Genomic DNA, 23,189 nt, shown 5'->3' with positions numbered 1-23,189 from the left:
CGTTCAAGGCGAGTCGAGAACGAACGAATTCACCACACGCTCAGCCTTGTCCGCCAGCGGCGCCCACATCTGCGCAACCTGGTCGGCGCTCTCGCCCATCACGCTGCAATTGACATAACCGTAGCGCGCTCCTCGAACCGAAAAAGCAAACCTGGAATGGCCATGGAGGCGGGTATCCTTGTCGATAACCGTAAAGTCCAGATCGGCAAGACGCACAGGATAGCCGTCCGGAAACCTTGCAAGCTTATCATTGCTGAACTCGGCTGTGCTGTATGATCTACCTATCATCCACTTCCAGTCGTTCATCGACCAGTCCTCGATGAACTTGCGCGGATCGGCCGGCGAGCCGGGTCCGGATCGATTGTAAAGCGAGGCCGACACCATGCAGGTAAGACTCTGATCGTTGGATTCTATACTCAGCAATATCGCCTCGTCGGCAGGCGGCTCATTGATCCATTCCTGGGGAAAGGTCAGCGAAAATCCGTTAGCCCGGTCATGGACCATCTTGTCCGCAGCATCGGCCCCCGCAGCGCAGGACAAAAATCCAACAGTCATGACGAGAAGGCAGATACGCATGCAGATGCTGGTCCCCAAATCCTTACGGGTTCTGCCCTTCAGGCAGATCCTCCCAAAATCACAATAACACAACAGGCCGCAAGCAATGCCGCCTTTTCTTTGCCACAAAACCGGCCAGTGTGGCATCAGGCATGCGGCCACCGGCCACGGCGCGGGCCGCCGGGTGGGGAAATCTTTCAGAAAGCTGGCGCGGATAGACATGCGAGCCGTTCTTGCCATCCTGCCGCTGCTTTTTGTCTCCGCATGCGCCAATCCGTGGACCAAGGTGCCCGAAGCCGAATTGCCCAAACCGATCCGCTCCGCCATGGCGCGCCCCTCGCCTTTCGTCATCGGCAACTATTGCGGTCCCGGCACCCGCACCGGCGATCTTTCCGCCCGGCCGGTCGATCGCCTCGATGCCGCCTGTCAAATCCATGACGCCTGCTACATCGCGCGTCACAATCATTGCGACTGCGACGGCGCCCTCATTGCCTCGTCGAGGGCGATACGCGATGACAGGACAGCATCCCGCAAGATGCGCAGCGAAGCCGAACTGCTGATCGCCACCTTCGCCGTTCCTATCTGCAAGATCTTCCCACAAGGCTTCATGCCGCCCCGTGATCCCGCGCAGTTGAGCGCCATGAAGCCCGGGGCCACGGGGTGAACGTCCGCGCATCCGTCATTCCTGCCCTGTTCGCACTGGCAATCCTTGCCGGCTGCGCTGGTGCGGGCCGCAATGCCTGCGACCTCTTGCCGGGACAGGAGGCCTGCGCGCGGCCCTCGCTGTCGGCCAGCACGTCCGGGCCGCGGATCGCGGCCGCGCAGTTCTTCGGAGATGCCGGCGCCAGCGACTACCAAAGACGGTTCCTGGCGCTGCTCGCCCACAACCAGCTCGATGCCCTCGATCGCGCCAACGGCACCGGCCCGTTCGGGCGCAACCGCCGCGATGCCCACAATCGCGACTTCCAGGCGACCTATTCAACGCTGCAGCAACTGGCCGGACCGGTCGCCAATGCGCATGTCCAGCCCTCCAGTGGCGGCAGTGGCGAGGGCCAGTTCGACGGACGCTGGCGGGTGTCGCGGCAGACGCTCTACATCGATGCGGCCGCACGGCCCTCGGCATCCAAGACGTTCGAATTCTCCGGCCTGCAGGCACGCAGCACCGAGATCGTGCTGCGCCAAGCCGGCAAGCAACCGGTCGACATCGAGGGCACCTGCGACGGCACATTGGCGATCCGCGCCGCCGGAGCCTCGCGCACGATCGCCGCCGGTACGGAATTCCGCTTTCGCCTATCGGGCGAGGACGACACGGCCAGCCTGTTTCCGGGCGACAGCCTGAACCGATGCACGGCAAGGATCCGCTCCAGCCTCGTCCCGGCCGGCGCTCCGCTCACCATCCTGCGCGAGGAGACCGCCGATCCCGGGCTTGCTGCCTTCGACAGCCGTTACCAGCGTTGCCCGGTTCCCGACGGCGCCGGCCTCGACGCGCTTGAACGCGCCTTCTATGCCAGCCGTTGGCTGTCGCAGACCTGCGCCTTGCCGATCGGCGAGCCCAGCCTGCTGCGCAAGTCGCGTGACGGCTTCAACGCCAAGGTCGAGGCGCTGATGGGCGCGCCGCTGTCCGACGCCGCCATCGACAAGGGCGATCCGGAACTGCCGCTCGATTTCTCGAAGGCGCCAAGGCTGAAGCTGATCTATTTGTCCTCGCTGGAGTTCAAGGCCGACTTTTCCGGCCGCATCATCGAGCGGCTGATCCGCCATCATGCCGCCCTCGGCACCAAGGTGCGCATCATGGTCACCGACGTGCTCGAGCGCGAAAAGGACGACGCCATTCTGCACCGGCTTGCGGCCGAATTCCCCAATGTCGAGCTGCAGGAATACCGCTGGCGCGCCGACCATGGCGCGCCGATCGACGAGCAGATTTCACAACTGCACAAGACCCATCACATCAAGATGCTGGCAACGCTGGCGCGGGATCCCGCGCGCTCCCGCGTCATCATCGGCGGCCGTAACATCCACGACGGCTTCCTGTTCCATCAGCCGATCGACCTGTCGCGCTATCCGGGCCTGCAGCAATACGGCAAGACCGATGGCCTGTCGCTGAACTACTATTCGAACTGGAGCGACTTCGATATCGAGTTCGCCGACAATGCGACGGTCGACACGCTTGCCGCGCATCTGTCGACAATATGGTTGCGTGACGCCGACACCAACCTGTCGCGCCCCTTCTCCACCCCGGTCCGCGCCGATGGTCGCAGGCCGTCGGGCAATGCCCGGCACTTCATTTCAGTGCCCTATGAGGACGACCATGCGCTGGAGGACTATTTCGTCGATCTGATCGATGCCGCCCAGCACCATGTCCAGATCGTCAACCCCTACCTCAATCTGACGCCGAGCCTCGCCCACGCCTTCGACCGGGCGCTCGCCCGCGGCGTCAAGATCGACATTGTCGGCCGCATCGACCTCAAGGGCGATATCGGCGGCAGGTTCCTCACCGCGCTCAACAAGCTGTTCGTCGAGCAATATGGCGACCGCATCAACATCCGCGAGTTCAAGGCGCCGGACGTGGTGCTGCATTCCAAGATCATGATGATCGACGAAAGGCTGGTCGCCATCTCCTCGGTCAACCTTAACAACCGCAGCTTCTTCCACGACTCGGAAAACGGCATGACGGTGCTCGATCCCGCCTTCTACGCCAGGATGAAGCCGATCTATGACGACTACCTCGCCCACTCGAACCCGGTCGCCACCAATGTGACCATCCCGTGGGCCTACCGGCTGCTGTTCGACGAGGAGTGGGTGAAGGAAGCGTTTTGACACCCATCGGTCATGCCGATGAACGGCGCCTCGGCTATTTCAGATAACGCTCCTGCGCCAGGGCACGCACATCGATATCCGGCACACGGCTGGAGATGATGTCGGCCAGAACCTTGGCCGAACCGCAGGCCATGGTCCAGCCGAGCGTTCCGTGACCGGTGTTGAGATAGAGGTTGGAAAGCTCGGTGCGGCCGATCAGCGGCGGCCCGTCCGGCGTCATCGGCCGCAGCCCGCACCAGAACGTCGCCTCGCGCATCGCGCCGGCGCCCGGAAAGAGATCGCCGACCGAATGTTCGAGCGTGCGCCGCCGCGATTCGTGCAGCCTGAGGTCGAAGCCGGAAATCTCGGCCGTGCCGCCGACGCGGATACGGTCCCCCAACCGGGTGATCGCCACCTTGTAGGTCTCGTCCATCACCGTCGACACCGGCGCCAGGGTGGCGTCCTTGATCGGCACGGTGATCGAATAACCCTTGACCGGATAGACCGGGATCGACCGCTTCATACGGCGCATGAAGCCCGCCGAATAACTGCCCAGTGCCATGACATAGGCGTCGGCGGTCTTGAAACCCTTGCTGGTGCTGAGGTTGGCAATGCGGTTGCGGCTGCGGATGACGCGCCAGATCGTCATGTCATATTCGAACTTCACGCCGCGCGCCACGCAGAGCTCGGCCAATTTGTCGGTGAACATCTTGCAGTCGCCGGTCTCGTCATGCGGCAACCTCAGCCCGCCCACGAACTTCTCGCGCACGCCGGCGAGCCCCGGCTCCGCCGCGATGCAGCCGTCCTGGTCGAGGATTTCATAGGGCACGCCATATTTCTTCAGCACCTCGACATCGCCTGATGTGCCGTCGAGCTGTTTTTGCGTGCGGAACAGCTGCAGCGTGCCCTGCGTCCGCTCGTCATAGCTGATGCCGGTCGCGTCGCGCAGCGCCTTCAACGTGTCGCGGCTGTACTCGGCCAGCGGCACCATGCGCGATTTGTTGATCGCGTAACGCTCGGCGGTGCAGTTGCGCAGCATCTTGACCAGCCATGTCCACATATGCGGGTCGAAGGCCGGCCGCACCACCAGCGGACCATGCTTCATCAAGAGCCATTTGATCGCCTTGAGCGGAACGCCGGGCCCGGCCCAGGGCGAGGCATAGCCGGGCGAAATCTCGCCGGCATTGGCGAAGCTGGTTTCCAGTGCCGGGCCTTTCTGCCGGTCGACCACCGTCACCTCGTGGCCGGCCTCGGCGAGATAATAGGCCGTGGTCACCCCGATGACGCCACCGCCCAGCACCATGATCTTCATCGTTCACTCCTTACGCCCGTCTGATGCCCATAGACACGGCCCACTTGCGATTTGCGCATGATCCCTGGCGAAAATCGTCCCCGATCTTCGAGACCATGCGCCGTTGCCATTCACGCCGCCGAGGGACCGGGGTCGTCCTCCTCTGTCTGCCGCATTCCGGCCGTCCCGCCAAGAGGCTGGATTGGGGCTGCGGCGCTGTAGACGAGAGTCAATCCATGCGGCCGACGTCCGCCAGCCGAGACTTTCTCCCGGGCTGCCCGCCGCGCGGCTTCCGGCTGATAGAGCACCGTCTTGATCCGGATCGCCTCCCGCCTGCCATCGGGGTGCTCGATCGATGCCGTCTGGCCCTGCGCCATGCCGAGCATGCAGAGCCCACGCCTTGTCGCCACCGACAGGCTGGAGCCGACCGGCCCGCGCACCTCGTTCTGCACCAGGGTGCGCGTCTCGGCCGCACCGGTATCGACGCAAAACACCACCCTGCTGTTCAGCGTCACGATATCGGGTTCGACCGAATCGACCGGCACGACGCCGGCATTGGCAAGCTTCTCTTCGATCATCCGGACGATCGGATCCGCGAATGCCCGCCGCCGCTCCAGCATGACTTCGAGCACGGCGAAATCCTTCGTCGTAAGGCGGCAGCTCATGGTCCTAATCACCGCCTCCACGATCAGCGCCCGCTGCCGGCAGGGATATCGACGGCCTCCACGGTCACCGACAGTTTGCGGCCGCCACGACCGTTCCAGCACACCGCCTGCCCGACGCTGACACCGATAAGCGCCGTTCCCATCGGCGTCAGCACCGAGATCCGGTTTTCGGCAATGTCGGCTTCGCCGGGATAGACCAGCACGATGCGCTGTGTGTCTCCGCCTTCGCCGCGGACCGTCACCGTCGAACCCATCCGCACCACGCCATCCGGCATCGCCGCCGCGTCTTTCACTACCGCCCGGTCCATTTCCGAGAGCAGCTCTTCGGCCGTCTCGGGCGCGCGGTCGAGCAGGGCCCTTGCCAGCCCGGTCAACCTGTCATGGTCGGTGTTGCTGATCAGAATCCGGCTCGATGGACGCAGTCCCGTTGCATGTTGCATGGCAAACCTCATGGATCGGCGCATCGAACGGATGCGCGCCTGCCGCCGCGCTGATTGCGGCTTGATGAAAGCCGGCAGCCGCGAAGGGCCGTACGGCTTGATGACGATTGTGGATGTATGGATGCCCCGGTACGGACGGACGCCGAAAGGCGGCCGCGCCGGGGCTACGATCCCGCGATCGGGCAGACCCTGAACAAGGTTCTGATATAAGCGAGGTTGCTCATGCCCCGACCCTTGCCGACAGGCGCCCGCTTGTCAAGCGCGGCCAAACCGCTCAACCGCCGATATAGTGCCGGTGAAAGCGCGGGCCGAGACTGGCCAGGATTTCATAGCCGATGGTGCCGGCATGGCCGGCGGCATCGTCGACGTTCTGCGAGGGGCCGAGCAGTTCGACCAGATCGCCTTCGCGCAGTTTGCCGGGTTGAAGGGCGGAGATGTCGAGAATGATCGAATCCATCGACACACGCCCGAGGAAAGGCAGACGTGCACCTTCGAACCAGGCCGCCGAAGCCGAGCGTCGCAGCCAGCCGTCCGCATAGCCGAACGAAATCGTCGCAAGGCTCAGCGGACCTTGCGCGTAATAAGTATGGCCATAGCCGATGCCGGTGCCTTTTTCGACGCGGCGCGTCTGCGCCACCTTGGCCTGCAGCCGCACGACAGGCAGCATCGGATTGGGTTCGTCGGGCGTCGGATTGATGCCGTAGAGCGCCGCCCCCGGCCTGGCGAGATCGTAATGGTAGCCCTGCCCGAGAAAAATGCCGGACGAATTGGCAAGCGAGCCGGGCGTCGCGGGCAACATGGCGCGCAGCCGTTCGAAGGCCAGCCGCTGTTGTTCGTTGGCTGGATGGCGCGGCTCGTCGGCGCAGGCCAGGTGGCTCATCACATATCTGACGTCGATGCCATCGAAAGCGCCGGCATCCCCGGCCAGCGTCCCGACTTCGGCCGGCCCCATGCCAAGCCGCGACATGCCGCTGTCGACCTGGATGGCGGCCGGCAGCCTGCGGCCGGCGCGATGCGCCGCCGCGCGCCAGGCTTTCAACTGCGCGCCACTATTGATGACCGCGCACAGGCCGGCCGCCACCGCTTCCGGCTCGGAGCCCGGCGGCAGCCCGTTCAGCACGTAGATGTCCTGTCCAGTCCCGACCACCTTGCGCAGATGGATGCCTTCGGCCAGCAGCGCGACGAAGAAGATGTCGCAGCCTTCCCCGGTCAACGCCGATGCCACCTGCGCGGCGCCAAGGCCATAGCCGTCGGCCTTGAGCACGCCGGCACAGCGCACGCCTGCCAGCCTTGCCTTCAGCCGCCGGTAGTTTTCACGGATCGCGCCAAGATCGATGGTCAGGATGGCCCCGGCCGCCGCTTCGCTTACGGCGGTGACGTCATCGGGCAGCAACCTTGTGGGGGCGTCGTTCATGGCGACCCTCCTTTTCGCGGATAGAACATCAATAGGACCGCGGGGCGGGCGCGGCAACTGCGGCCCTTCGAACCACGGCCCGCACCCCGTCCTTCTATGGCACGAGGTGCCGGAACGCCGCCACCACGTCTTCATAGACCTTGCGCTTGAACGGCACGATCAGATCGGGCAGATCCTGCATCGGCCGCCACGACCATTTGTCGAATTCGGCGGTGTGGCCGCCCGGCGGCGGATTGATCTGGATCTCGCTGGTATCGCCGTGGAAGCGGAAGGCGAACCATTTCTGCGTCTGGCCGCGATAGCGTCCCTTGAAGGCGATGCCGACGAGGTGGTCCGGCAGATCATAGTTGATCCAGTCCGGCGCTTCGGCAAGCAGCGAGACGCTGCGCATGCCGGTCTCTTCGTAGAGCTCTCGCTCCGCCGCCTGCAGCGGCTCCTCACCCTTGTCGATGCCGCCCTGCGGCATCTGCCAAAGCTGCGTGGTGCCGGCGAATTCGCTGTCGGGTTCGGCGATGCGATGCCCGACCCAGACCAGGCCCTCCCCGTTGAGGATCATCAGACCGACACAGGGACGGTAGGGCAGCGTTTCGCGATCGATCGTTTTGGCCATGAGCAACGAGTTCCAGCCGTCTTGAGAATTCGCTCCGGCAAGGCGGGCGGCGAGTGGTTTCGAGGAGCGGAAGCACGGAAACACCGCCAGATGCCCGCCGGAGCAGAGATACCAGGATGGCTGTTAGCCTTTTTGCGGGTCTATGGCCACCGCTGAAATCGGCACGATCTCGATGCCGCGTTTCTTGGCCTCGGCCACCCATGACGACACCGTGTCGACGGTCAGGTCGAAAGCCGAGCCGATGCCGACGGCAGTGCCCTTGGCGCGGGCGGTCGCCTCCAGACTGTCCAGTTTCTTCAGGATGGCGCCGCGATCCTGGACCGCGTCGATCGCCATGTCGCCGGCGACGAAGGGCACGCCGTCCTTCAGCGCCAGGTCAGGTGCCAGGCTGCGCGCCGATGAGCCGTCGTCGATATAGGCGAGGCCCCTTTTGCCGAGTTCGGCCATGAACGGCTCCATCGCCGCCGTATCGGCGGAAAACCGCGCGCCCATATAATTCATCACACCGGTATAGTTCGTCGTCCGCGACAGCGCCCAGTGCAGGCTTTTCAGGTTCTCTTCGGCACTGGCCGCCACCGTCAGCGTGTTACGGCCGGGATTGACGTTGGGATAATCGAACGGTTCGAGCGGCACCTGCATGACGATCTCATGTCCGCTCTGCCTGGCCGCCTGCATCCAGCGGCCAATGCTGTTGCCCTGCGGCGCGAACGCCAGCGTCACTTCCGGCGGCAATTTGGCAATGGCCGCCTGGGTGCCGGTCTGCGACACGGCAAGTCCGCCAATGACGATCGCCACGCGGGCACCGCGGGCACCGGACCAGGGCCGCGCATAGACGTCGAACGGCCGCCGGCCATCGGCGGAGCGCATCGGCAAGGGTCCGGTTTCGCTGGCTTCGATCAGCGCCTTGTCGGGAATATGCGCGATCTTCAGGTTCTGGCCGACGGTCGATGGGTCGCGAATGACGATTGGCGCCCTGGGTGGGCCATCGCCTTCTTCCGTCTGCACATGGATGATCTGCGGCCCACCGGTCTTCGCCGGCGTCTCCACCTTTGGCGTCGCTGCAGGGGCCAATCCGGGAGGCGACGCGGCGGGCTCGGCCGCCGCAGTCACCTTCGGTGTCGAGATGGCGACTTCCTGCGGCTTGCGGAACGGCTTTTCCCTGAGCGCGATCGCGGCCGAGACGCCGACCACCACCAGCACGATCGCGCTCGCCGCGATCACGCCCGCGCTGACCCTGCGGGCGGCACGCGGCGCCCGGACAGTCTGTCCAAGCGGGCGTTCGATGTCCTTGCCGATATCAGCCAAGCCCTGTCCCCGGTGCGCATGGTTCCGAAGGCGGCTCCCTTCGAGACCACGCGCGCGAATTCTTCAACCCTGGCGCACCCGTGGCGCCGCATCTGGAGGCCTCGTCCCGCCTCCCGAATCAAACTGCCGGAACCTTTCGATCCCGGCAGCATTGCATTGCTTCGTTCAGGCGGCCAGACCGGCTTACTGGTTGAGCACGGCCTTTTCCGGATTGGGCGGGAAGGCCGGATCGGTCTTCTGGCCGCGCAGCAGCTGCTCGGCATAGATGAGCTGCAGGTCGTCCTTCGGATCCGGCGGCACATAGGCTGCGGAGCCGGAGCCGGTCTTGCTCTCGTCGGCGCCCTTGATATGGCCCTTGAGATCGGACTCGCCGCGCGTCAGATCCCTGCCCTGCAGTTCCGGCGGCAATGGCTGGTCGACCTTGATGTCGGGCGTGATGCCCTTGCCCTGGATCGACTTGCCGGACGGCGTATAATAGAGCGCCGTCGTCAGCCTGAGCGCACCGTTCTCGCCGAGCGGAATGATGGTCTGCACCGAGCCCTTGCCGAAGGACTGCGTGCCGACAACCGTGACGCGGCGCAGATCCTGCAGTGCGCCGGCGACGATTTCAGAGGCGCTGGCCGAGCCACCATTGACGAGCACGATCATCGGCTTGCCGTTGATGTCGTCGGTCTGCTTCGGCTTGGCATCGAAGCGGGTGACGTCCTTGGGATCGCGGCCGCGCGTCGAGACGATCTCGCCCCGCTTCAGGAAGGCGTCGGACACGCTTACCGCCTGGTCGAGCAGGCCGCCAGGATTGAGGCGCAGGTCAAGCACATAACCCTTGAGCTTGTCGTCCGGCACCTGCTTCTTGATGGTGTCGATGGCGTTCTCGAGGTCGTCATAGGTCTTTTCGGTGAAGGAAGTGATCTTCATGTAGCCGATGTCGTTTTCGACCCGGAACTTGACCGCCTTGACCTTGATGATGTCGCGCACGACCGTCAGTTCGATCGGCTTGTCGGCGCCTTGGCGCAGAATGGTGAGCTTGATCGGCGTGTTGACCAGGCCACGCATCTTTTCGACCGCATCGTTGAGCGTCAGGCCGCGAACCTCTTCGCCGTCGATCTTGGCGATGTAGTCGCCGGCCAGCACGCCAGCCTTGGCGGCCGGGGTATCGTCGATCGGCGTGATCACCTTGACCAGGTCGTTCTCCATCGTGACCTCGATGCCGAGGCCGCCGAACTCACCCTTGGTCTGGACGCGCATGTCCTGCGCCTGTTCGGCGTTCATGTAGGAGGAGTGCGGGTCCAGCGAGGAAAGCATGCCGTTGATGGCGTTCTCGACCAGCGACTTGTCGTCGGGCGGCGTGACATATTGTGCCCGCACCCGCTCGAAGATGTCGCCGAAGATCGCCAGTTGCTTGTAGGTCTCCGACCCCGCAGCGTTTGCCGCCGAGCCGGGCGCGCCATAGACAAGGCTCATGGCGGATGCGCCCATCAGCGCACCGGCAAACAGAAGCGACAGTTTCCGCATCATTTCACGTCCTTCCAGAAAAACGGTCCGCCCACCATGGGGCCGGATCGACGGGTTTTCCATCCTTGCGGAACTCGACATAGAGTTCCGGCGTGGCATTTCCATTCTTCGAAACCGAGGTGCTTGCCACCCGGGCCTCTCCCATCGCACCGACCGGCTCTCCTGCGAGCACTGACTGGCCAGTCACGACGCTGATTCTGCTCATCCCCGCCAGAACGACATGATAACCGTCGCCGGCATTCAGGATCAAGAGCTGACCATAGGAGCGAAACGGCCCCGCATAAAGCACGTTCCCATCCGCCGGTGCGGTGACGATGGCTCCCGATTGTGTCGCAAGCATGTCGCCAAGCATCATTGCGCCGTTACCGTCATCGGAACCGAAGCGGCGCTTGATGCGCCCGGTGACCGGCAGCGCGATCTGTCCTTGCAGCGCCGAAAAGGGAGCTGCCGCAGCGAGCCGGTTGCCTTCGGGAACCGGCAATGCAGCCAGCGATGCTGTTTTGTCGCCGCCCGTCTGATCGTCACCCGCCTGGTTCGCGGCGGCGGCCTTCGCTGTATCCGCGGCCTTGCGGGTCTTGTCAGCCTGCGCCTCGAGCGATGCGATCAGATCCTTCAGGCTGTTTGCCTTGGCCGCCAGCTGCTCGGAACGCTGCTGTTCGGCCGTCATCTGCGCCTGCGTGTCGGCCTCGAGCTTCTGCTTGGCTTCCAGCAGCATACTCAGTCGCTTCTTTTCCGCCGCCTGGTCGCCGACCGCCGCCGTCAGCCGTGCCCGCTCGGCCTCGATCGAGGCCGTCACCCGGGTCTGCTCCTTGAGGTCGGCCAGCAGACTATCGGTTTGCTGGCGCAATTCCGGCACCACGGCGCCGAGCAGGATGGCGCTGCGCACCGAGGACAGCGCGTCCTCCGGCTTGACCAGGATCGCCGGCGGCGGGTTGAGGCCCATGCGCTGCAGCGCGCCCAGCACTTCGGCCAGCACGTCACGCCGCGCCGCCAGCGAGGCGCGGATCTTCTGCTGCTGGCCCTTGAGCCCTTCCAGCTTGGCACCGATATCCTCGATGTCCTGGCCAAGCTTCTGCTCGGTCATCGCCGACTGGATCAGCGCCGCGGTGATCGAGGCGTGATCCTTCTTGACCGCGGCGATATCGGCGGCGAGCTTCGCCAGCCGTTCCGATGACAGCGTGATTTCCTTGGAAACCCGTTCGTATTCGGCGCGGCTCTGGTCCGGATCAGGCGCCATGTCGAGCGTGTTCTCGGCCCGCACCGCATGGAACGACAAAAGAACCGCCGCCGCCGCGATGCCGCAGCGTGCGCGCCAGGAGGCCCTCCTCAATGAGCCCATTGTCGATTTCCAGCCTTCAGACATTCGCGATCGACTCTATCTGCGGCTTCGTTAACGAACCATCAACCATGTTGATTCGTGACGCCCCAAAACAGGCGGTGGTTTCCGGACCAACGGCATGTACCAGGAAATCCGTCCCCCACCACGTTTCTTGCGTGGCATTGGGGCGGAATTCGGTGCGACCCCGACGCTTTCAGGATCTGTGATAGGGATGGCCCGACAGGATCGTCGCCACCCTGTAGAGTTGCTCACCCAGCATCACGCGCACCAGCTGATGCGGCCAGGTGAGCGCACCGAACGACAGCACCAGCTCGGCCTGGTCACGCAGCGACGCATCATGGCCGTCGGCGCCGCCTATGGCGAGTACCAGCGCCTTGCGGCCGCCATCGCGCAGCTGTCCGATGCGATTGGCGAAATCTTGCGAGGACAGGTTCTTGCCGCGCTCATCGAGCAGGATCAGCGCCGTGCCCGGCTGCAGTTGCGCCTGCAGTCTCGATCCCTCGTCACGCTGACGCTCACCGGCGCTCTTCGCGCGGCCCTCCGCGATCTCGGTGATGCCGGCGAATTCGAGCCCCACCGCCGGGCCGCTCTTGGCGAAGCGCTCGAAATAGCGCTCGGCCAATTCCCGCTCGGGGCCGGCTTTCATTCGGCCCACGGCATGGACTGATATCTTCATCTCGCCTCTACAAGCCGCTAATGCATGTCACCCAATGACATGCATTAAATAATCGGCTTAGTGGAGTGTCTCTTCCTCGAGATCCGGCGCCTGCCACATCTTTTCGAGATTGTAGAATTCGCGGACTTCGGGGCGGAAGACATGGACGATGATGTCGCCCGAATCGATCAGGACCCAGTCGGCGCCTGACAGCCCCTCGACGCGCGCGGTGCCGAGGCCGGCATCCTTGAGCGCCTTGAGGAGATGGTCGGCGACAGCCGAGACATGACGGTGCGATCGGCCCGATGCGACGACCATGTAGTCGCCGAGGCTCGATTTTCCCTGGATGTCGATTGAGACGATGTTTTCGGCCTTGGAGTCTTCCAGACTGGCAAGGACTGTCTTGATGGCGCGGGACACGGCGTCGTTTACGCTGATCCCGGCCGGCGAAGGCACGATATCGGCCTTCTTCCGCAGTGCTGTTCTCAGTGTATTTCCTTTCGCAGCAAGAACAACCAAATCACCCCTGAAAGCAGGTGACACCACTTAGATAGGCAGAGTTCCGTTGCAGTTTCAAGACGGAGCTCCGACTCACGCGAACTCGTCGATTGCCGGGTTGTTCCATGCGGCAGGAAAAAAGATCGGAACCCACGCATCCCGCGGCGGTTATCGGCTGACCGACCAACCGGAAACCCGCTATGCCGATCGATCCGCAAAACACGCTCCTCACCGTCCAGGCGGGCCTCGCGCAGCTCAGCACGCTGATCGTCTCCTATTCCTTCTCGGCCATCGGCGCCATCATCCTTCTGGTGGTCGGCTATATCGTCGCCGGTCTCGCCGAGCGTTCGATCTTTGCCGGCCTCGGCCATATCCACGGTTTCGACCAGACATTGCGGCATTTCTTCTCGAAGATCGTCCGCTACGCCATCCTGATACTCGTCGTCATCATGGTGCTCGGCCAGTTCGGCGTGCAGACCGCCTCGATCATCGCCGCGATCGGCGCCGTCGGCCTCGCCATCGGGCTGGCGCTGCAAGGCACGTTGCAGAACATCGCCGCCGGCATCATGCTTCTGGCGCTGCGGCCGTTCCGCATCGGCGAATCCGTCGAGGTCGGTTCCATCGCCGGCTCGATCGAGGAAATCGGCCTGTTCGCCACGAAGCTCAGGACCGCCGACGGCGTCTACATCCTGGCGCCCAACTCGACACTGTGGAACCAGCCGGTGCGCAATTTTTCGCGCAACGGCGTGCGTCGCACCGACATCACGCTCAGCATCGGTTCGTGGAACGACATCGACGGCGCGCAGAAGACCTTGCTTGCCATTGCCGGTGCCGAGAAGCGCATCCGTCGCGAACCGGCGCCGATTGCCTTCGTGGCCAGCCTCGGCGACACCACCGTTTCGCTCACCTTGCGCTACTGGACCTCGGCGGCCGACTACTTCTCCACGAATATCGACATGACCAAACGCGCCAAGCAGACTTTCGACAGCCAAGGCATCTCTATTCCGCTGCCGCCGCCGGAAGCGCCGCCGCCGGAGGTCCGCAAGCAGTAAGCAATCAGTTGCCCCAGTGCCGGTCCTGTTCGTCCGGCGCGAAGGCAAGCTCCACCGGCAGCGGCGCCTGCGCCGTCATCGGTGCAAAGCTGCCGGTTTCGGTTGCCGGTACAGGACGGGTGGTGAACACGCGCAGAACCACGAACAGGCAGAAGGCGCAGGCAATGACGATCGTCACATAGATGAAGGCCTGGGTGCCGAAAACGGCCGAAAGCGCTGTCACTACGCCCGGTACGATGAAGCCCGCGAGCGACCAGGCAAACAAGAGCGAACTGGACAGTGCCACCATGTCGTCCTTGCTGGCACGGTCGGCGGCATGCGCGCTGGACAGCGAATAAATCGATTCCGAGGCGCCGTCCCACAAGACATAGATCACCAGCAGCGCCGCCAGCGCGCCGCCGTCGAAACCGAGCGCGAACATGCCCGACGCCGCGGCAAGCGCCGATGCTCCGATCAGCACATATCGGCGATCGGTGCGGTCGGAAATCCAGCCGAACGGAAGCTGCAGGATCAGCGTGCCGAGCGGCATTACCGAAAGCAGCAGCGCCACATCGGCCTGGCTGTAGCCCTTGGCCGTGGCGTGGATCGGCGCGAAGCCGGAAATCGACATCGACAGCCCGCCGACCGCCAGCATGCCGGCAACGCCGACCGGTGAAATTCGCCAGGCTCGGCGCAGCGCCACCGAGGCCGCCTGCGGCGCCGGCGGCTGCGCCAGCCGCGTCATCCCGACAGGCAGGATCGACAGAGCGGTGAAGGCAATGCCGATCAAGGGCGCATCCGCCGTCTTGATGTCGACCAGCGCGAGCGTCGCATAGCCGACGCCGAGCCCGGCGACGTAGGCGACGTAGAAGAAGGCCATCACCCGGCCACGTATGGCGTTGGCGACCGCATCGTTCAGCCAGCTCTGCGCGACGATGAACAGGCCGCATATGGCAAAGCCGTAAAGCGCGCGCGCCGCGATCCACAACAGCGGGTGCGGACCCGCGCCGATGGCGGCATTGGACAGCGCGATCAGTGCCGACAGCACCATGAAGGCGCGGGCATGGCCGACCCTGCGCACCAGCGGTCCGGTCAGGATGCAGCCGGCAAGGCCGCCAGCCGAAAGCCCGGTGACGATGAGCCCGGCCCAGGTCGGATCGAAACCCTCGACGCCGAGCCTGACGGGGATGTAGGCGAACATCAGCCCATTGCCGATGGCGATCAGCGCCATCGACACGATGACGCTGGCGATCGCGATCAGCGGCGTGGGCGCGCTGCCTTGCTCCGGCTCGGCTGTGGGGTGGTTCTTTTCCAGCATGCCTGATCAGCATTGCTCACCGAGCCGCGAAAGGCAGCGGCAAAAGCGACATGGCCAGGCGGGCGAGGCGCAGGATTTCTCCTTCCCCGAGGGGAGAAGGAAGAAACCTATTTCTTCGCCAACTTGCGAATCGCGCTTGACGACAGCGACGAGCGCGGACCGTGGATGAAGGTCCAGGCCGGCGCCTTCATGCGGGCGAGCAGTGGTGCGTCGCCCTCGTCGATGCGCGCATAGTCGAAGGTTTTCGCAACGACCGACGACAGGAACGACAGCGTGGCGCCCGGACGGTCGATGACCGCGATCGGGAAGGTGAGCACAATCTCGCGCCAGCGCTGCCAGTGATGGAAGTCGCGCAAACTGTCGGCGCCCATGATCCAGACGAACTCGACGCCCGGGTTGCGCGCCTTGACCAGCGCCAGCGTGTCGGCGGTATAGCGCACATGGTGCGCCGCCTCGAAGGCGGTGACCTTGATCTTGGGGTTCCTGGCGATCTTTTCGGAAAGTTCGATGCGTTCGGCGAGCGGGGTGAGTTCGCGCGCGTTTTTCAGCGGATTGCCGGGCGTCACCATCCACCACAGCTGATCGAGCGCGAGCCGCCGCAGCGCGACCTCTGCGACCAAGGCATGCCCGGCATGCGGCGGGTTGAACGAGCCGCCGAACAGACCGACGGCCAGGCCCTTTGCGGCATGGGGCATGTTGAGGTAGCGGGAAGGGACGGCGTCCTTACCCTCCCCCTTGTGGGGAGGGTCGATCCGCGAAGCGGAGCGGGGTGGGGGGAGTGCAGAATTCAGCGCTATGCTCCCATCCGGCTCGCTACACCAGCCACCCTCCCCACGAGGGGGAGGGTAAAACCAGCGCTCAAGGCCGCACCTGTCCCGACCCGCGCACGCGGTATTTGAAGGATGTCAGTTGCTCGACGCCGACCGGCCCGCGCGCGTGCATCTTGCCGGTGGCGATGCCGATCTCGGCGCCCATGCCGAACTCGCCACCATCGGCGAACTGCGTCGAGGCATTGTGCAGCAGAATCGCCGAATCGATCTCGTTGAAGAACCGTTCGACGACCTTCGCATCCTCGGCGACGATCGCCTCGGTGTGGTGCGAGGAGAAGGTCTCAATATGGTCGATCGCGCCACTGATGCCGTCGACCAGCTTCACCGCGATGATGGCGTCAAGATATTCGGTCACCCAGTCGGTATCGGTCGCCGGCTTGGCGTCGAAGAACACCTTCAGCACTTCGGCATCGGCATGAATCTCGCACCCGGCAGCGCGGAGCGCGTCGAGGATCGGCACCAGATGGGTGGACGCCACCGCACGGTCCACCAACAGCGTCTCAGCCGCGCCGCAGACGCCGGTGCGCCGCATCTTGGCGTTGACGGCGATCTTCACCGCCATGTCGAGATCGGCGGAGCGGTCGATGTAGAGGTGGCAGATGCCTTCTAGATGGGCGAAGACCGGCACCCGCGCCTCGTTCTGCACCCGCCCGACAAGGCTCTTCCCGCCGCGCGGGATGATCACGTCGAGCGTGCCGCCAAGTCCCTTCAGCATCTCGCCGACAGCGGCACGGTCGGTGGTCGGCACCAGTTGGATGGCGTCCTGCGGCAGGCCGGCGGCCTTGAGCCCCTCCACCAGACAGGTGTAGATGGCGGCTGACGAGTTGAGCGAATCCGAGCCGCCGCGCAGGATCACCGGATTACCGGCCTTGAGACACAGCGCGCCGGCATCCGCCGTCACATTCGGCCGGCTCTCGTAGATGACGCCGACGACGCCGAGCGGCGTGCGCACGCGCTCGATATACAGGCCGTTCGGCCGCTCCCACGCAGCGATCACGTCGCCGACCGGATCGCTGAGTTCGGCGATCTCGCGGATGCCCTCGGCCATGGCGCGGATACGCGCCGGGTTGAGTTTCAGCCGGTCCATGAAGGATGCGGAGAGCCCCGATTCCTCGCCATTCGAGATGTCGATGGCGTTGGCGTCGAGAATCTCTTGTTCGCGTGCGATGATCGCCTGCGCCATTGCGGCAAGCGCGGCATTCTTGGCGGCGGTGGTGGCGATGGCCAGCGGTTGGGCGGCAGCGCGGGCGCGGCGGCCGAGATCGGCCATCGTTGCCACCGTGTCGTTCCCGGATTTTTCATGCAGCTTCAGCATGGCTCATCCTCTGTCTATGTCGCCTCCAGCCTGACTCACCACAAGATCATCGCGGTGGATCATCGCCGAACGCGCCTCGTAACCGAGCACGGTTTCGATCTCGGTCGTCTTCAGGCCAGCGATCCTTACGGCATCGGCGGCATCGTATGCAACCAGGCCGCGCGCGATCTCGCGGCCCTCGGGTGACAGGATCGCCACCGTGTCGCCACGTGAAAAATTGCCGCTGACCAGCTTGACGCCGGCCGGCAACAGCGACTTGCCCGACTTGAGCGCGCCGACGGCGCCGTCATCGACCGTCAGCCGCCCCGCCGGTTCGAGCTGGCCGGCGATCCAGGTCTTGTAACCCTTGACCGGATTGGCGCTCGGCCGGAAGAAAGTCGCGCGCTCCCCGCGCTCGATCGCCATCAGTGGCGACAGCCGCGTGCCCGATGTTATGATCATCGCCGTGCCAGCGGCGTTGGCGATCTTGCCGGCATCGAGCTTGGTGCGCATGCCGCCGCGCGACAGCTCGGACGCGGCGGCTCCCGCCATTGCCTCGATGTCAGGCGTGATGCGGTCGACCACCGCAATGAATTTGGCATTGGGATCGCGCGCCGGCGGCGCGGTGTAGAGCCCGTCTATATCGGACAGCAGCACCAAGAGGTCGGCGCCCATCATCGTCGCGACCCGTGCGGCCAGCCGGTCATTGTCGCCGTAGCGGATTTCGGAGGTGGCCACCGTGTCGTTCTCGTTGATGACCGGCACCGCCTTCATCTTGAGCAGCGTCGAGATCGTCGCGCGCGCGTTGAGATAGCGGCGGCGCTCCTCCGTGTCGCCGAGCGTCAGCAGGATCTGCCCTGATTTCAGGCCGCCCTTGCCGAGCGCGTCCGACCAGGCACCGGCGAGCGCGATCTGGCCGACGGCGGCCGCCGCCTGGCTCTCCTCGAGCTTCAGCGCGCGCTTGCCGAGGCCGAGGATGGTGCGGCCAAGCGCGATGGCGCCGGAGGACACGACGAGGATCTCAATGCCACCCTGGGCGAGCACGGCGATATCGTCGGCAAGCGAATCCAGCCAGTCGCGCTTCAGACCGCTCGCGCGGTCGACGAGCAGCGCCGAGCCGATCTTGACGGTGATGCGCCGGTATTTCCTGAGCGACTGCATGGCCCTACTTTTCCCAGCGCGTCTCGACCGGGGCGGCGATCTGCGCCCGCGCTTCCTCGATCACCGCCATCAGCGCGCGCAGCACCGCCTCGACACCTTCGCCGGTGACAGCGGACAACAGCATCGGCGCCCGCCCGGCGGCCCGCTTCAACGAGGCCACCTTTTTCTTGCGCTCGTCAGCATCCAATATGTCGACCTGGCTCAGCGCCAGGATCTCGACCTTGTCGGTCAGGCCGTGGCCATAGGCTTCGAGTTCGGCCCGCACCGTCTTGTAGGCCTTGCCCGGATTTTCCTCCTGCGCCGAAACAAGGTGCAGCAGCACGCGCGTGCGCTCGACATGGCCGAGAAACCGGTCGCCGATGCCGACGCCCTCATGCGCCCCCTCGATCAGCCCCGGTATGTCGGCGATGACGAATTCGCGCGCATCGACGCGGGCGACCCCGAGGCCGGGATGCAGCGTGGTGAACGGATAATCGGCAATCTTGGGCTTGGCAGCGGTGACCGCCGCCAGGAATGTCGACTTGCCGGCATTGGGCAGCCCGACCAGCCCGGCATCGGCGATCAGCTTCAGCCTGAGCCAGATGTTGAGCTCTTCGCCCGGCAGGCCCGGATTGGCGCGGCGCGGCGCCTGGTTGGTCGAGGTCTTGAAATGCTGGTTGCCGAAGCCGCCATTGCCGCCCTTGGCCAGCAGGAAGCGCTGGCCGACCACGGTGAGGTCGCAGATCAGCGTCTCATTGTCCTCCTCGAACACCTGGGTCCCGGCTGGTACTTTCAGCGTGACGTCGGCGCCCTTGGCGCCGGTCATGTTGCGGCCCATGCCATGAACACCGGTCTTGGCCTTGAAATGCTGCTGGTAACGGTAGTCGATCAGCGTGTTCAGCCCGTCGACCGCTTCCAGCCAGACATCACCGCCGCGGCCGCCGTCGCCACCATCCGGTCCGCCGAACTCGATGAATTTTTCACGCCGGAACGAAACCGAACCGGCGCCACCGTCACCGGAGCGGACATAGACCTTGGCTTGATCGAGAAATTTCATCGGACTGCAGTTTCTTTATTGGCCTTGCGGCATTGCTCTAAACCTTAGGCCTTGCTCTAAACCAAGGCGCGGCGAAGGGCGAGGCCGTTTTATGACAATGGCCGCATGGGGTTGGCCGGAGAGATGGCGGGATGAAGCTTGTAACCTACAACATCCAATACGGCATCGGCCTTGATGGACGCTACGATATCGCGCGTATCGCCGATGCCGTGCGCGGCGCCGACGTGATCGCGCTGCAGGAGGTCACCCGCAACAATCCCCGGAATGGCGGCCGCGATATGGTCGCCGAGATCGGCGAGGCGCTGCCCGACTATTTCGCCGTCTACGGCAGCAATTTCGAGGCCAATATCGGCTCGCGTATCGAGAACGGCCGCGCCATCACCACGACCTTCCAGCTCGGCAACATGGTGCTGTCGAAAACGCCCATTCATTTGTCGCGCAACCTGCTTTTGCCGCGCAGCCGCAGCTTCGAGATGATGAACTTCCAGCGCGGCGCGCTGGAAGCGCTGATCGAGACGCCGCTCGGTTTTATCCGCTTCTATTCCATCCATCTCGATCACCGCAGCCCGGTCGAGCGCGCCAGCCAGATCCAGTTCCTGCGCCAGCGCCTGTTGAACTATGCGCTTGAAGGCGGAGCACTGTCCGGCGTCGCCGAGATCGGCCTGCCGGAATTGCCGCATCCCGAAGCCTTTGTCGGCATGGGTGATTTCAACATGCTGGCCGGCTCGCCCGAATATGTCGAACTCGCCGGCCGGCCGGACCACGAATTCGGCATGCCGCTGACCGCCGACTTCGCCGTCGATGCCGCCGTGCGCCTCTACGTCACCGGCGACGATCTCGTCAGCTGGGTCGATCCCAAGGACCCGACCAACACTAGCCGCCACAAGCGCATCGACTATGTCTTCACCAGCGCGTCGCTTGCCCGATCACTGAAGCGCCTGTGGGTCGACCGGCGGGCGAACGGCTCGGACCATTTGCCGGTATGGGTCGAACTGGGCTGAGCCCCAGTTGGTTCGGCATAAGGCGCCGAGGCGTGTCGAGATTCAGGTCAGGCCGAACCGAAAACGCTGGTTTCCGAGAGCACCGGAAGCGGAGGAAACCTGCGTTTGCAGGCCGGCATCACCTGAAGATCGACATGCCTAGAAGTGGACCCAGTTCCTGAGGCTGGTCCAAGTCTTCCTGTCGAGCCGGTAGCGCTCCACCGGCACCTGGCCGGCAACGATCGAATTCAACATGCCCTGGCCGGCATATTGGAAGCCGCACTTGTGGATCACCCGGCGCGAGGCCGGATTGATGACCCGCGTCGAGGCATGCAGCACCTGGATCGATGTCTTCTGGAAGGCGAGGTCGACCAGCGCGTGCGCGGCTTCCGTCGCATAGCCGCGCTTCCAGTAAGGCTCGCCGATCCAGTAGCCGAGCTCCAGCCCGCGATCGGTGGTGTTCAAGCCCGCGCAGCCGACAAAGGTGTCGGTGCCGGCGAGCGTCAGCGCATAGGCGATGCCGGAGCGGCGTGACCTCGTCATGGCCAGGAAGGCGCGCGCCTCGGCCTCGCCATAGGGATGCGGCATGCGCGCCAGCATTTCGGCGACGTGACGGTTGTCGGCAAGTTCAGCCAGTTGCGCAACATCTTCTTCATGCGGCGCCCGCATCACCAGCCGCTCGGTGACCAGAACGGGGCAGTCTATCGCGTAACTTTCGTCTTCTGAGTCTTCCGCTTCGGCAACCATTTGAACGTTCCTCCAGGCAAGAAAAAGGGGAGATGGAAACCCATCTCCCCTGATCCTTTTCCTGGCCTTGCCAGACACCGGTTCCCGAGATGGGCGCCGGTGTTCTAGTGCGGAACCGGCTACTCCGCGGCTTTGGTAATCGGGTTGACCGATACGTAGGTTCGGCCGTTGGCTTTTTTGTTGAACATCACGGCGCCGGCTTCGAGCGCGAAAAGCGTGTGGTCCGTGCCCATGCCGACATTGACGCCCGCATGCCAGGTGGTGCCGCGTTGACGAATGATGATGTTGCCCGGGATGACGGCTTCGCCGCCGAACTTCTTCACGCCCAGACGCTTGGAATGCGAGTCGCGACCGTTGCGCGACGAGCCGCCAGCTTTCTTGTGTGCCATCTAACTAACTCCGTTGCGCCGCAAGGCGTCTAAAAGGCCTTATGAACGCGTTCGCGTTCCGTTTCAAGTCCGATCCGGCTGATGTTTGGCCGGAAAATTACTTCTTCGCCAGTTCCTTGGCCTGCTCGCGCCAGTCCTTGATTTGGTCGGCGCTGAACGGCATGTGCTCGTCGATCTTGGCGACATCCTTGTCGGTCAGCTTGGCCAGCTGCGCGAAAGTGATGATGCCCTGTTCGGCGAGATCCTTGGCGGCGACCGGGCCGATGCCCTTGATCACGGTCAGGTCGTCCGGCTCGCCCTTCGGCGCCTTGAACAGCGGCGCTGCCGCGGTCTCGGCGGCCTTGGCTTCCTTCTTCGGCGCGGCCTCGGCGGCGACCTCAGCCTTGGCTTCCGCCTTGGCGGTGGCCTTCTTGGCCGGCTTGGCGCCGCCCAGCAGGATCTCGGAGATCCGCACGGTGGTCAAAAGCTGACGGTGGCCGATCTTGCGGCGCGAATTCTGGCGGCGGCGCTTCTTGAAAGCGATGACGGTGCGGTTCTTGCCCTGCTCGACGACTTCGGCGGTGACCAGGGCGCCATCGACGAACGGCGCGCCGAACGTGACATTCTCGCCCTCGCCATGCGCGAGCACGTGGCCGATCTCGACGATATCGCCGACATTGGCTTCGACTTTTTCGATCTTCAGGAGATCGTTGGCGGCGACGCGATACTGCTTGCCGCCCGTTTTGATGACTGCGAACATTTTTTGCCTTTCGCTGTTCGGTCGGCCTCGATGAACCGCGTCTGGCGGTTCGGCCGTCTTTTTGTCAGTCTGCGGGTTCAAAAAACAAGCGGCGCGGAAGAACCCTCCACGCCGATTGCGCGCCGTCCCTAACCGAAGGTTGCGTGGGAGTCAAGGCAAACAGCCGCTGTTATGGCCGTTATCGCCCTGCCGCCGTGGCAAGCTTCTCCAGCGAAAACAACGGCGAGGCCACCGCGCCTCCGCAGAAACCGGTGACGACGGCGATGGCGGCCAGGACCGCCTGTGCCGCATCAGCCGATGAGCGGCCGACACCACCTTGAACCCATGCCTGTCCGGCAAGCCAAATAACTGGTGGATTTGGCCTTGTAACCTGCCCGATCAGCCGTTATCTAGTGCGCCGCGCCGGCAACGGCCGACCATGACCGCGGAGAGGTGGCAGAGTGGTCGAATGCACCGCACTCGAAATGCGGCATGGGTGCAAGCCCATCGGGGGTTCGAATCCCTCCCTCTCCGCCAAATATATAATAAAATCAATGCCTTAGGTGCTTCATAAAAGTCCTAACCACATTTCTACCCCATGTTCG

Annotated in this window: 23 protein-coding genes and 1 tRNA gene; 5 read left to right on the top strand and 19 right to left on the bottom strand. The window is 64.2% G+C overall.

Annotated elements, in window-relative coordinates:
• Positions 1-3 precede the first annotated feature (3 nt).
• The gene (locus FJ938_RS22200) at positions 4-777 is read right to left on the bottom strand and encodes a hypothetical protein (RefSeq protein ID WP_246671651.1); all 774 of its coding nucleotides are present in this window, start codon (positions 775-777) and stop codon (positions 4-6) included.
• Between FJ938_RS22200 and FJ938_RS22195 the strand changes: the two genes are divergently transcribed.
• Positions 776-1,219, top strand: coding sequence for a hypothetical protein (locus FJ938_RS22195; RefSeq protein ID WP_140613387.1), 444 nt, complete (start codon positions 776-778; stop codon positions 1,217-1,219). The genes FJ938_RS22200 and FJ938_RS22195 overlap by 2 nt on opposite strands.
• Positions 1,216-3,372 carry a phosphatidylserine/phosphatidylglycerophosphate/cardiolipin synthase family protein gene (locus FJ938_RS22190; protein WP_140697441.1) on the top strand — a complete coding sequence of 719 codons (2,157 nt, stop codon included), beginning with the start codon at positions 1,216-1,218 and terminating at the stop codon, positions 3,370-3,372. Before FJ938_RS22195 ends, FJ938_RS22190 begins: the two co-directional genes overlap by 4 nt.
• Before the next feature lie 34 nt (positions 3,373-3,406).
• On the opposite strand, the gene FJ938_RS22185 is transcribed toward FJ938_RS22190, so the two are convergent.
• The 10 genes from FJ938_RS22185 to rsfS all read right to left on the bottom strand — a co-directional run bounded on the left by FJ938_RS22185 (position 3,407) and on the right by rsfS (position 13,038).
• Complete coding sequence (locus tag FJ938_RS22185) at positions 3,407-4,663, bottom strand: D-amino acid dehydrogenase (RefSeq protein WP_140697438.1); 1,257 nt, start codon at positions 4,661-4,663, stop codon at positions 3,407-3,409.
• A gap of 110 nt (positions 4,664-4,773) precedes the next feature.
• The gene (locus FJ938_RS22180) at positions 4,774-5,307 is read right to left on the bottom strand and encodes a nucleoside-diphosphate kinase (RefSeq protein WP_246673458.1); all 534 of its coding nucleotides are present in this window, start codon (positions 5,305-5,307) and stop codon (positions 4,774-4,776) included.
• Positions 5,308-5,330: 23 nt separating this feature from the next.
• A complete protein-coding gene (gene rnk / locus FJ938_RS22175; protein ID WP_140613383.1) occupies positions 5,331-5,747 on the bottom strand; it encodes a nucleoside diphosphate kinase regulator in 417 nt (138 codons plus the stop codon).
• Positions 5,748-6,021: 274 nt separating this feature from the next.
• Positions 6,022-7,161: an alanine racemase gene (gene alr / locus FJ938_RS22170; protein WP_140697435.1), complete on the bottom strand. Its 1,140-nt coding sequence runs from the start codon at positions 7,159-7,161 to the stop codon at positions 6,022-6,024.
• A 94-nt stretch (positions 7,162-7,255) separates the two neighbouring features.
• Entirely contained in the window at positions 7,256-7,771 is a 516-nt protein-coding gene (locus FJ938_RS22165; RefSeq protein ID WP_140613381.1) for an RNA pyrophosphohydrolase, read from the bottom strand.
• 123 nt (positions 7,772-7,894) lie between these two features.
• Entirely contained in the window at positions 7,895-9,076 is a 1,182-nt protein-coding gene (locus tag FJ938_RS22160) for a divergent polysaccharide deacetylase family protein (protein WP_140613380.1), read from the bottom strand.
• A 183-nt stretch (positions 9,077-9,259) separates the two neighbouring features.
• Positions 9,260-10,591: a S41 family peptidase gene (locus FJ938_RS22155; RefSeq protein WP_181165786.1), complete on the bottom strand. Its 1,332-nt coding sequence runs from the start codon at positions 10,589-10,591 to the stop codon at positions 9,260-9,262.
• 1 nt (position 10,592) lies between these two features.
• Positions 10,593-11,951, bottom strand: coding sequence for a murein hydrolase activator EnvC (locus FJ938_RS22150; RefSeq protein ID WP_140697432.1), 1,359 nt, complete (start codon positions 11,949-11,951; stop codon positions 10,593-10,595).
• Positions 11,952-12,120: 169 nt separating this feature from the next.
• Positions 12,121-12,603, bottom strand: a complete 483-nt coding sequence (gene rlmH, locus FJ938_RS22145; protein WP_140697430.1) for a 23S rRNA (pseudouridine(1915)-N(3))-methyltransferase RlmH — start codon at positions 12,601-12,603, stop codon at positions 12,121-12,123.
• 57 nt (positions 12,604-12,660) lie between these two features.
• Entirely contained in the window at positions 12,661-13,038 is a 378-nt protein-coding gene (gene rsfS, locus FJ938_RS22140) for a ribosome silencing factor (protein WP_135902362.1), read from the bottom strand.
• A gap of 242 nt (positions 13,039-13,280) precedes the next feature.
• On the opposite strand from rsfS, the gene FJ938_RS22135 reads away from it, so the two are divergent.
• Positions 13,281-14,132, top strand: coding sequence for a mechanosensitive ion channel domain-containing protein (locus tag FJ938_RS22135; RefSeq protein WP_140697428.1), 852 nt, complete (start codon positions 13,281-13,283; stop codon positions 14,130-14,132).
• Between the two features lie 4 nt (positions 14,133-14,136).
• Here the strand turns inward: FJ938_RS22135 and FJ938_RS22130 are convergent, their stop codons facing one another.
• From FJ938_RS22130 to obgE, 5 genes are all read right to left on the bottom strand, one after another.
• A complete protein-coding gene (locus FJ938_RS22130; protein WP_140613376.1) occupies positions 14,137-15,429 on the bottom strand; it encodes an MFS transporter in 1,293 nt (430 codons plus the stop codon).
• A gap of 107 nt (positions 15,430-15,536) precedes the next feature.
• Positions 15,537-16,124, bottom strand: a complete 588-nt coding sequence (locus FJ938_RS22125) for a nicotinate-nucleotide adenylyltransferase (protein WP_140697426.1) — start codon at positions 16,122-16,124, stop codon at positions 15,537-15,539.
• A 163-nt stretch (positions 16,125-16,287) separates the two neighbouring features.
• Entirely contained in the window at positions 16,288-17,574 is a 1,287-nt protein-coding gene (locus FJ938_RS22120) for a glutamate-5-semialdehyde dehydrogenase (RefSeq protein WP_140697423.1), read from the bottom strand.
• Positions 17,575-17,577: 3 nt separating this feature from the next.
• Positions 17,578-18,714, bottom strand: a complete 1,137-nt coding sequence (proB, locus tag FJ938_RS22115) for a glutamate 5-kinase (RefSeq protein WP_140697420.1) — start codon at positions 18,712-18,714, stop codon at positions 17,578-17,580.
• A 4-nt stretch (positions 18,715-18,718) separates the two neighbouring features.
• Positions 18,719-19,750 (bottom strand): GTPase ObgE, encoded by a 1,032-nt coding sequence (gene obgE / locus FJ938_RS22110; protein ID WP_140697418.1) that lies wholly within the window; start codon positions 19,748-19,750, stop codon positions 18,719-18,721.
• Between the two features lie 131 nt (positions 19,751-19,881).
• Here obgE and FJ938_RS22105 point away from each other — a divergent pair, with 131 nt between their 5' ends.
• A complete protein-coding gene (locus FJ938_RS22105; protein WP_140697415.1) occupies positions 19,882-20,751 on the top strand; it encodes an endonuclease/exonuclease/phosphatase family protein in 870 nt (289 codons plus the stop codon).
• A 138-nt stretch (positions 20,752-20,889) separates the two neighbouring features.
• Here FJ938_RS22105 and FJ938_RS22100 read toward each other — a convergent pair whose 3' ends face one another.
• From FJ938_RS22100 to rplU, 3 genes are all read right to left on the bottom strand, one after another.
• Positions 20,890-21,477: a GNAT family protein gene (locus FJ938_RS22100; protein WP_140697413.1), complete on the bottom strand. Its 588-nt coding sequence runs from the start codon at positions 21,475-21,477 to the stop codon at positions 20,890-20,892.
• 119 nt (positions 21,478-21,596) lie between these two features.
• Positions 21,597-21,866, bottom strand: coding sequence for a 50S ribosomal protein L27 (gene rpmA, locus FJ938_RS22095; protein WP_140613041.1), 270 nt, complete (start codon positions 21,864-21,866; stop codon positions 21,597-21,599).
• A 97-nt stretch (positions 21,867-21,963) separates the two neighbouring features.
• Positions 21,964-22,605 carry a 50S ribosomal protein L21 gene (gene rplU, locus FJ938_RS22090; protein ID WP_140697410.1) on the bottom strand — a complete coding sequence of 214 codons (642 nt, stop codon included), beginning with the start codon at positions 22,603-22,605 and terminating at the stop codon, positions 21,964-21,966.
• 426 nt (positions 22,606-23,031) lie between these two features.
• On the opposite strand from rplU, the gene FJ938_RS22085 reads away from it, so the two are divergent.
• Positions 23,032-23,121 (top strand) — tRNA-Ser (locus FJ938_RS22085).
• The last annotated feature ends 68 nt before the right edge of the window (positions 23,122-23,189 follow it).

The sequence above is a fragment of the Mesorhizobium sp. B2-4-14 genome (assembly GCF_006442155.1).
GTDB lineage: Bacteria > Pseudomonadota > Alphaproteobacteria > Rhizobiales > Rhizobiaceae > Mesorhizobium.
The sequence above is the reverse complement of the archived record's forward strand: the minus strand, read 5'-3'. Positions and strand labels throughout refer to the sequence as shown.

Coding starts and splice junctions, on each gene's coding strand:
- FJ938_RS22195 (WP_140613387.1), top strand. CDS start 776: ATGCGAGCCGTTCTTGCCATCCTGCCGCTGCTTTTTGTCTCCGCATGC.
- FJ938_RS22105 (WP_140697415.1), top strand. CDS start 19,882: ATGAAGCTTGTAACCTACAACATCCAATACGGCATCGGCCTTGATGGA.
- FJ938_RS22135 (WP_140697428.1), top strand. CDS start 13,281: ATGCCGATCGATCCGCAAAACACGCTCCTCACCGTCCAGGCGGGCCTC.
- rnk (WP_140613383.1), bottom strand. CDS start 5,747: ATGCAACATGCAACGGGACTGCGTCCATCGAGCCGGATTCTGATCAGC.
- FJ938_RS22120 (WP_140697423.1), bottom strand. CDS start 17,574: ATGCTGAAGCTGCATGAAAAATCCGGGAACGACACGGTGGCAACGATG.
- FJ938_RS22125 (WP_140697426.1), bottom strand. CDS start 16,124: ATGCCCCATGCCGCAAAGGGCCTGGCCGTCGGTCTGTTCGGCGGCTCG.
- FJ938_RS22165 (WP_140613381.1), bottom strand. CDS start 7,771: ATGGCCAAAACGATCGATCGCGAAACGCTGCCCTACCGTCCCTGTGTC.
- FJ938_RS22100 (WP_140697413.1), bottom strand. CDS start 21,477: ATGGTTGCCGAAGCGGAAGACTCAGAAGACGAAAGTTACGCGATAGAC.
- FJ938_RS22155 (WP_181165786.1), bottom strand. CDS start 10,591: ATGATGCGGAAACTGTCGCTTCTGTTTGCCGGTGCGCTGATGGGCGCA.
- obgE (WP_140697418.1), bottom strand. CDS start 19,750: ATGAAATTTCTCGATCAAGCCAAGGTCTATGTCCGCTCCGGTGACGGT.
- FJ938_RS22185 (WP_140697438.1), bottom strand. CDS start 4,663: ATGAAGATCATGGTGCTGGGCGGTGGCGTCATCGGGGTGACCACGGCC.
- FJ938_RS22180 (WP_246673458.1), bottom strand. CDS start 5,307: ATGAGCTGCCGCCTTACGACGAAGGATTTCGCCGTGCTCGAAGTCATG.
- rpmA (WP_140613041.1), bottom strand. CDS start 21,866: ATGGCACACAAGAAAGCTGGCGGCTCGTCGCGCAACGGTCGCGACTCG.
- rplU (WP_140697410.1), bottom strand. CDS start 22,605: ATGTTCGCAGTCATCAAAACGGGCGGCAAGCAGTATCGCGTCGCCGCC.
- FJ938_RS22200 (WP_246671651.1), bottom strand. CDS start 777: ATGTCTATCCGCGCCAGCTTTCTGAAAGATTTCCCCACCCGGCGGCCC.
- FJ938_RS22150 (WP_140697432.1), bottom strand. CDS start 11,951: ATGTCTGAAGGCTGGAAATCGACAATGGGCTCATTGAGGAGGGCCTCC.
- FJ938_RS22130 (WP_140613376.1), bottom strand. CDS start 15,429: ATGCTGGAAAAGAACCACCCCACAGCCGAGCCGGAGCAAGGCAGCGCG.
- rlmH (WP_140697430.1), bottom strand. CDS start 12,603: ATGAAGATATCAGTCCATGCCGTGGGCCGAATGAAAGCCGGCCCCGAG.
- alr (WP_140697435.1), bottom strand. CDS start 7,161: ATGAACGACGCCCCCACAAGGTTGCTGCCCGATGACGTCACCGCCGTA.
- proB (WP_140697420.1), bottom strand. CDS start 18,714: ATGCAGTCGCTCAGGAAATACCGGCGCATCACCGTCAAGATCGGCTCG.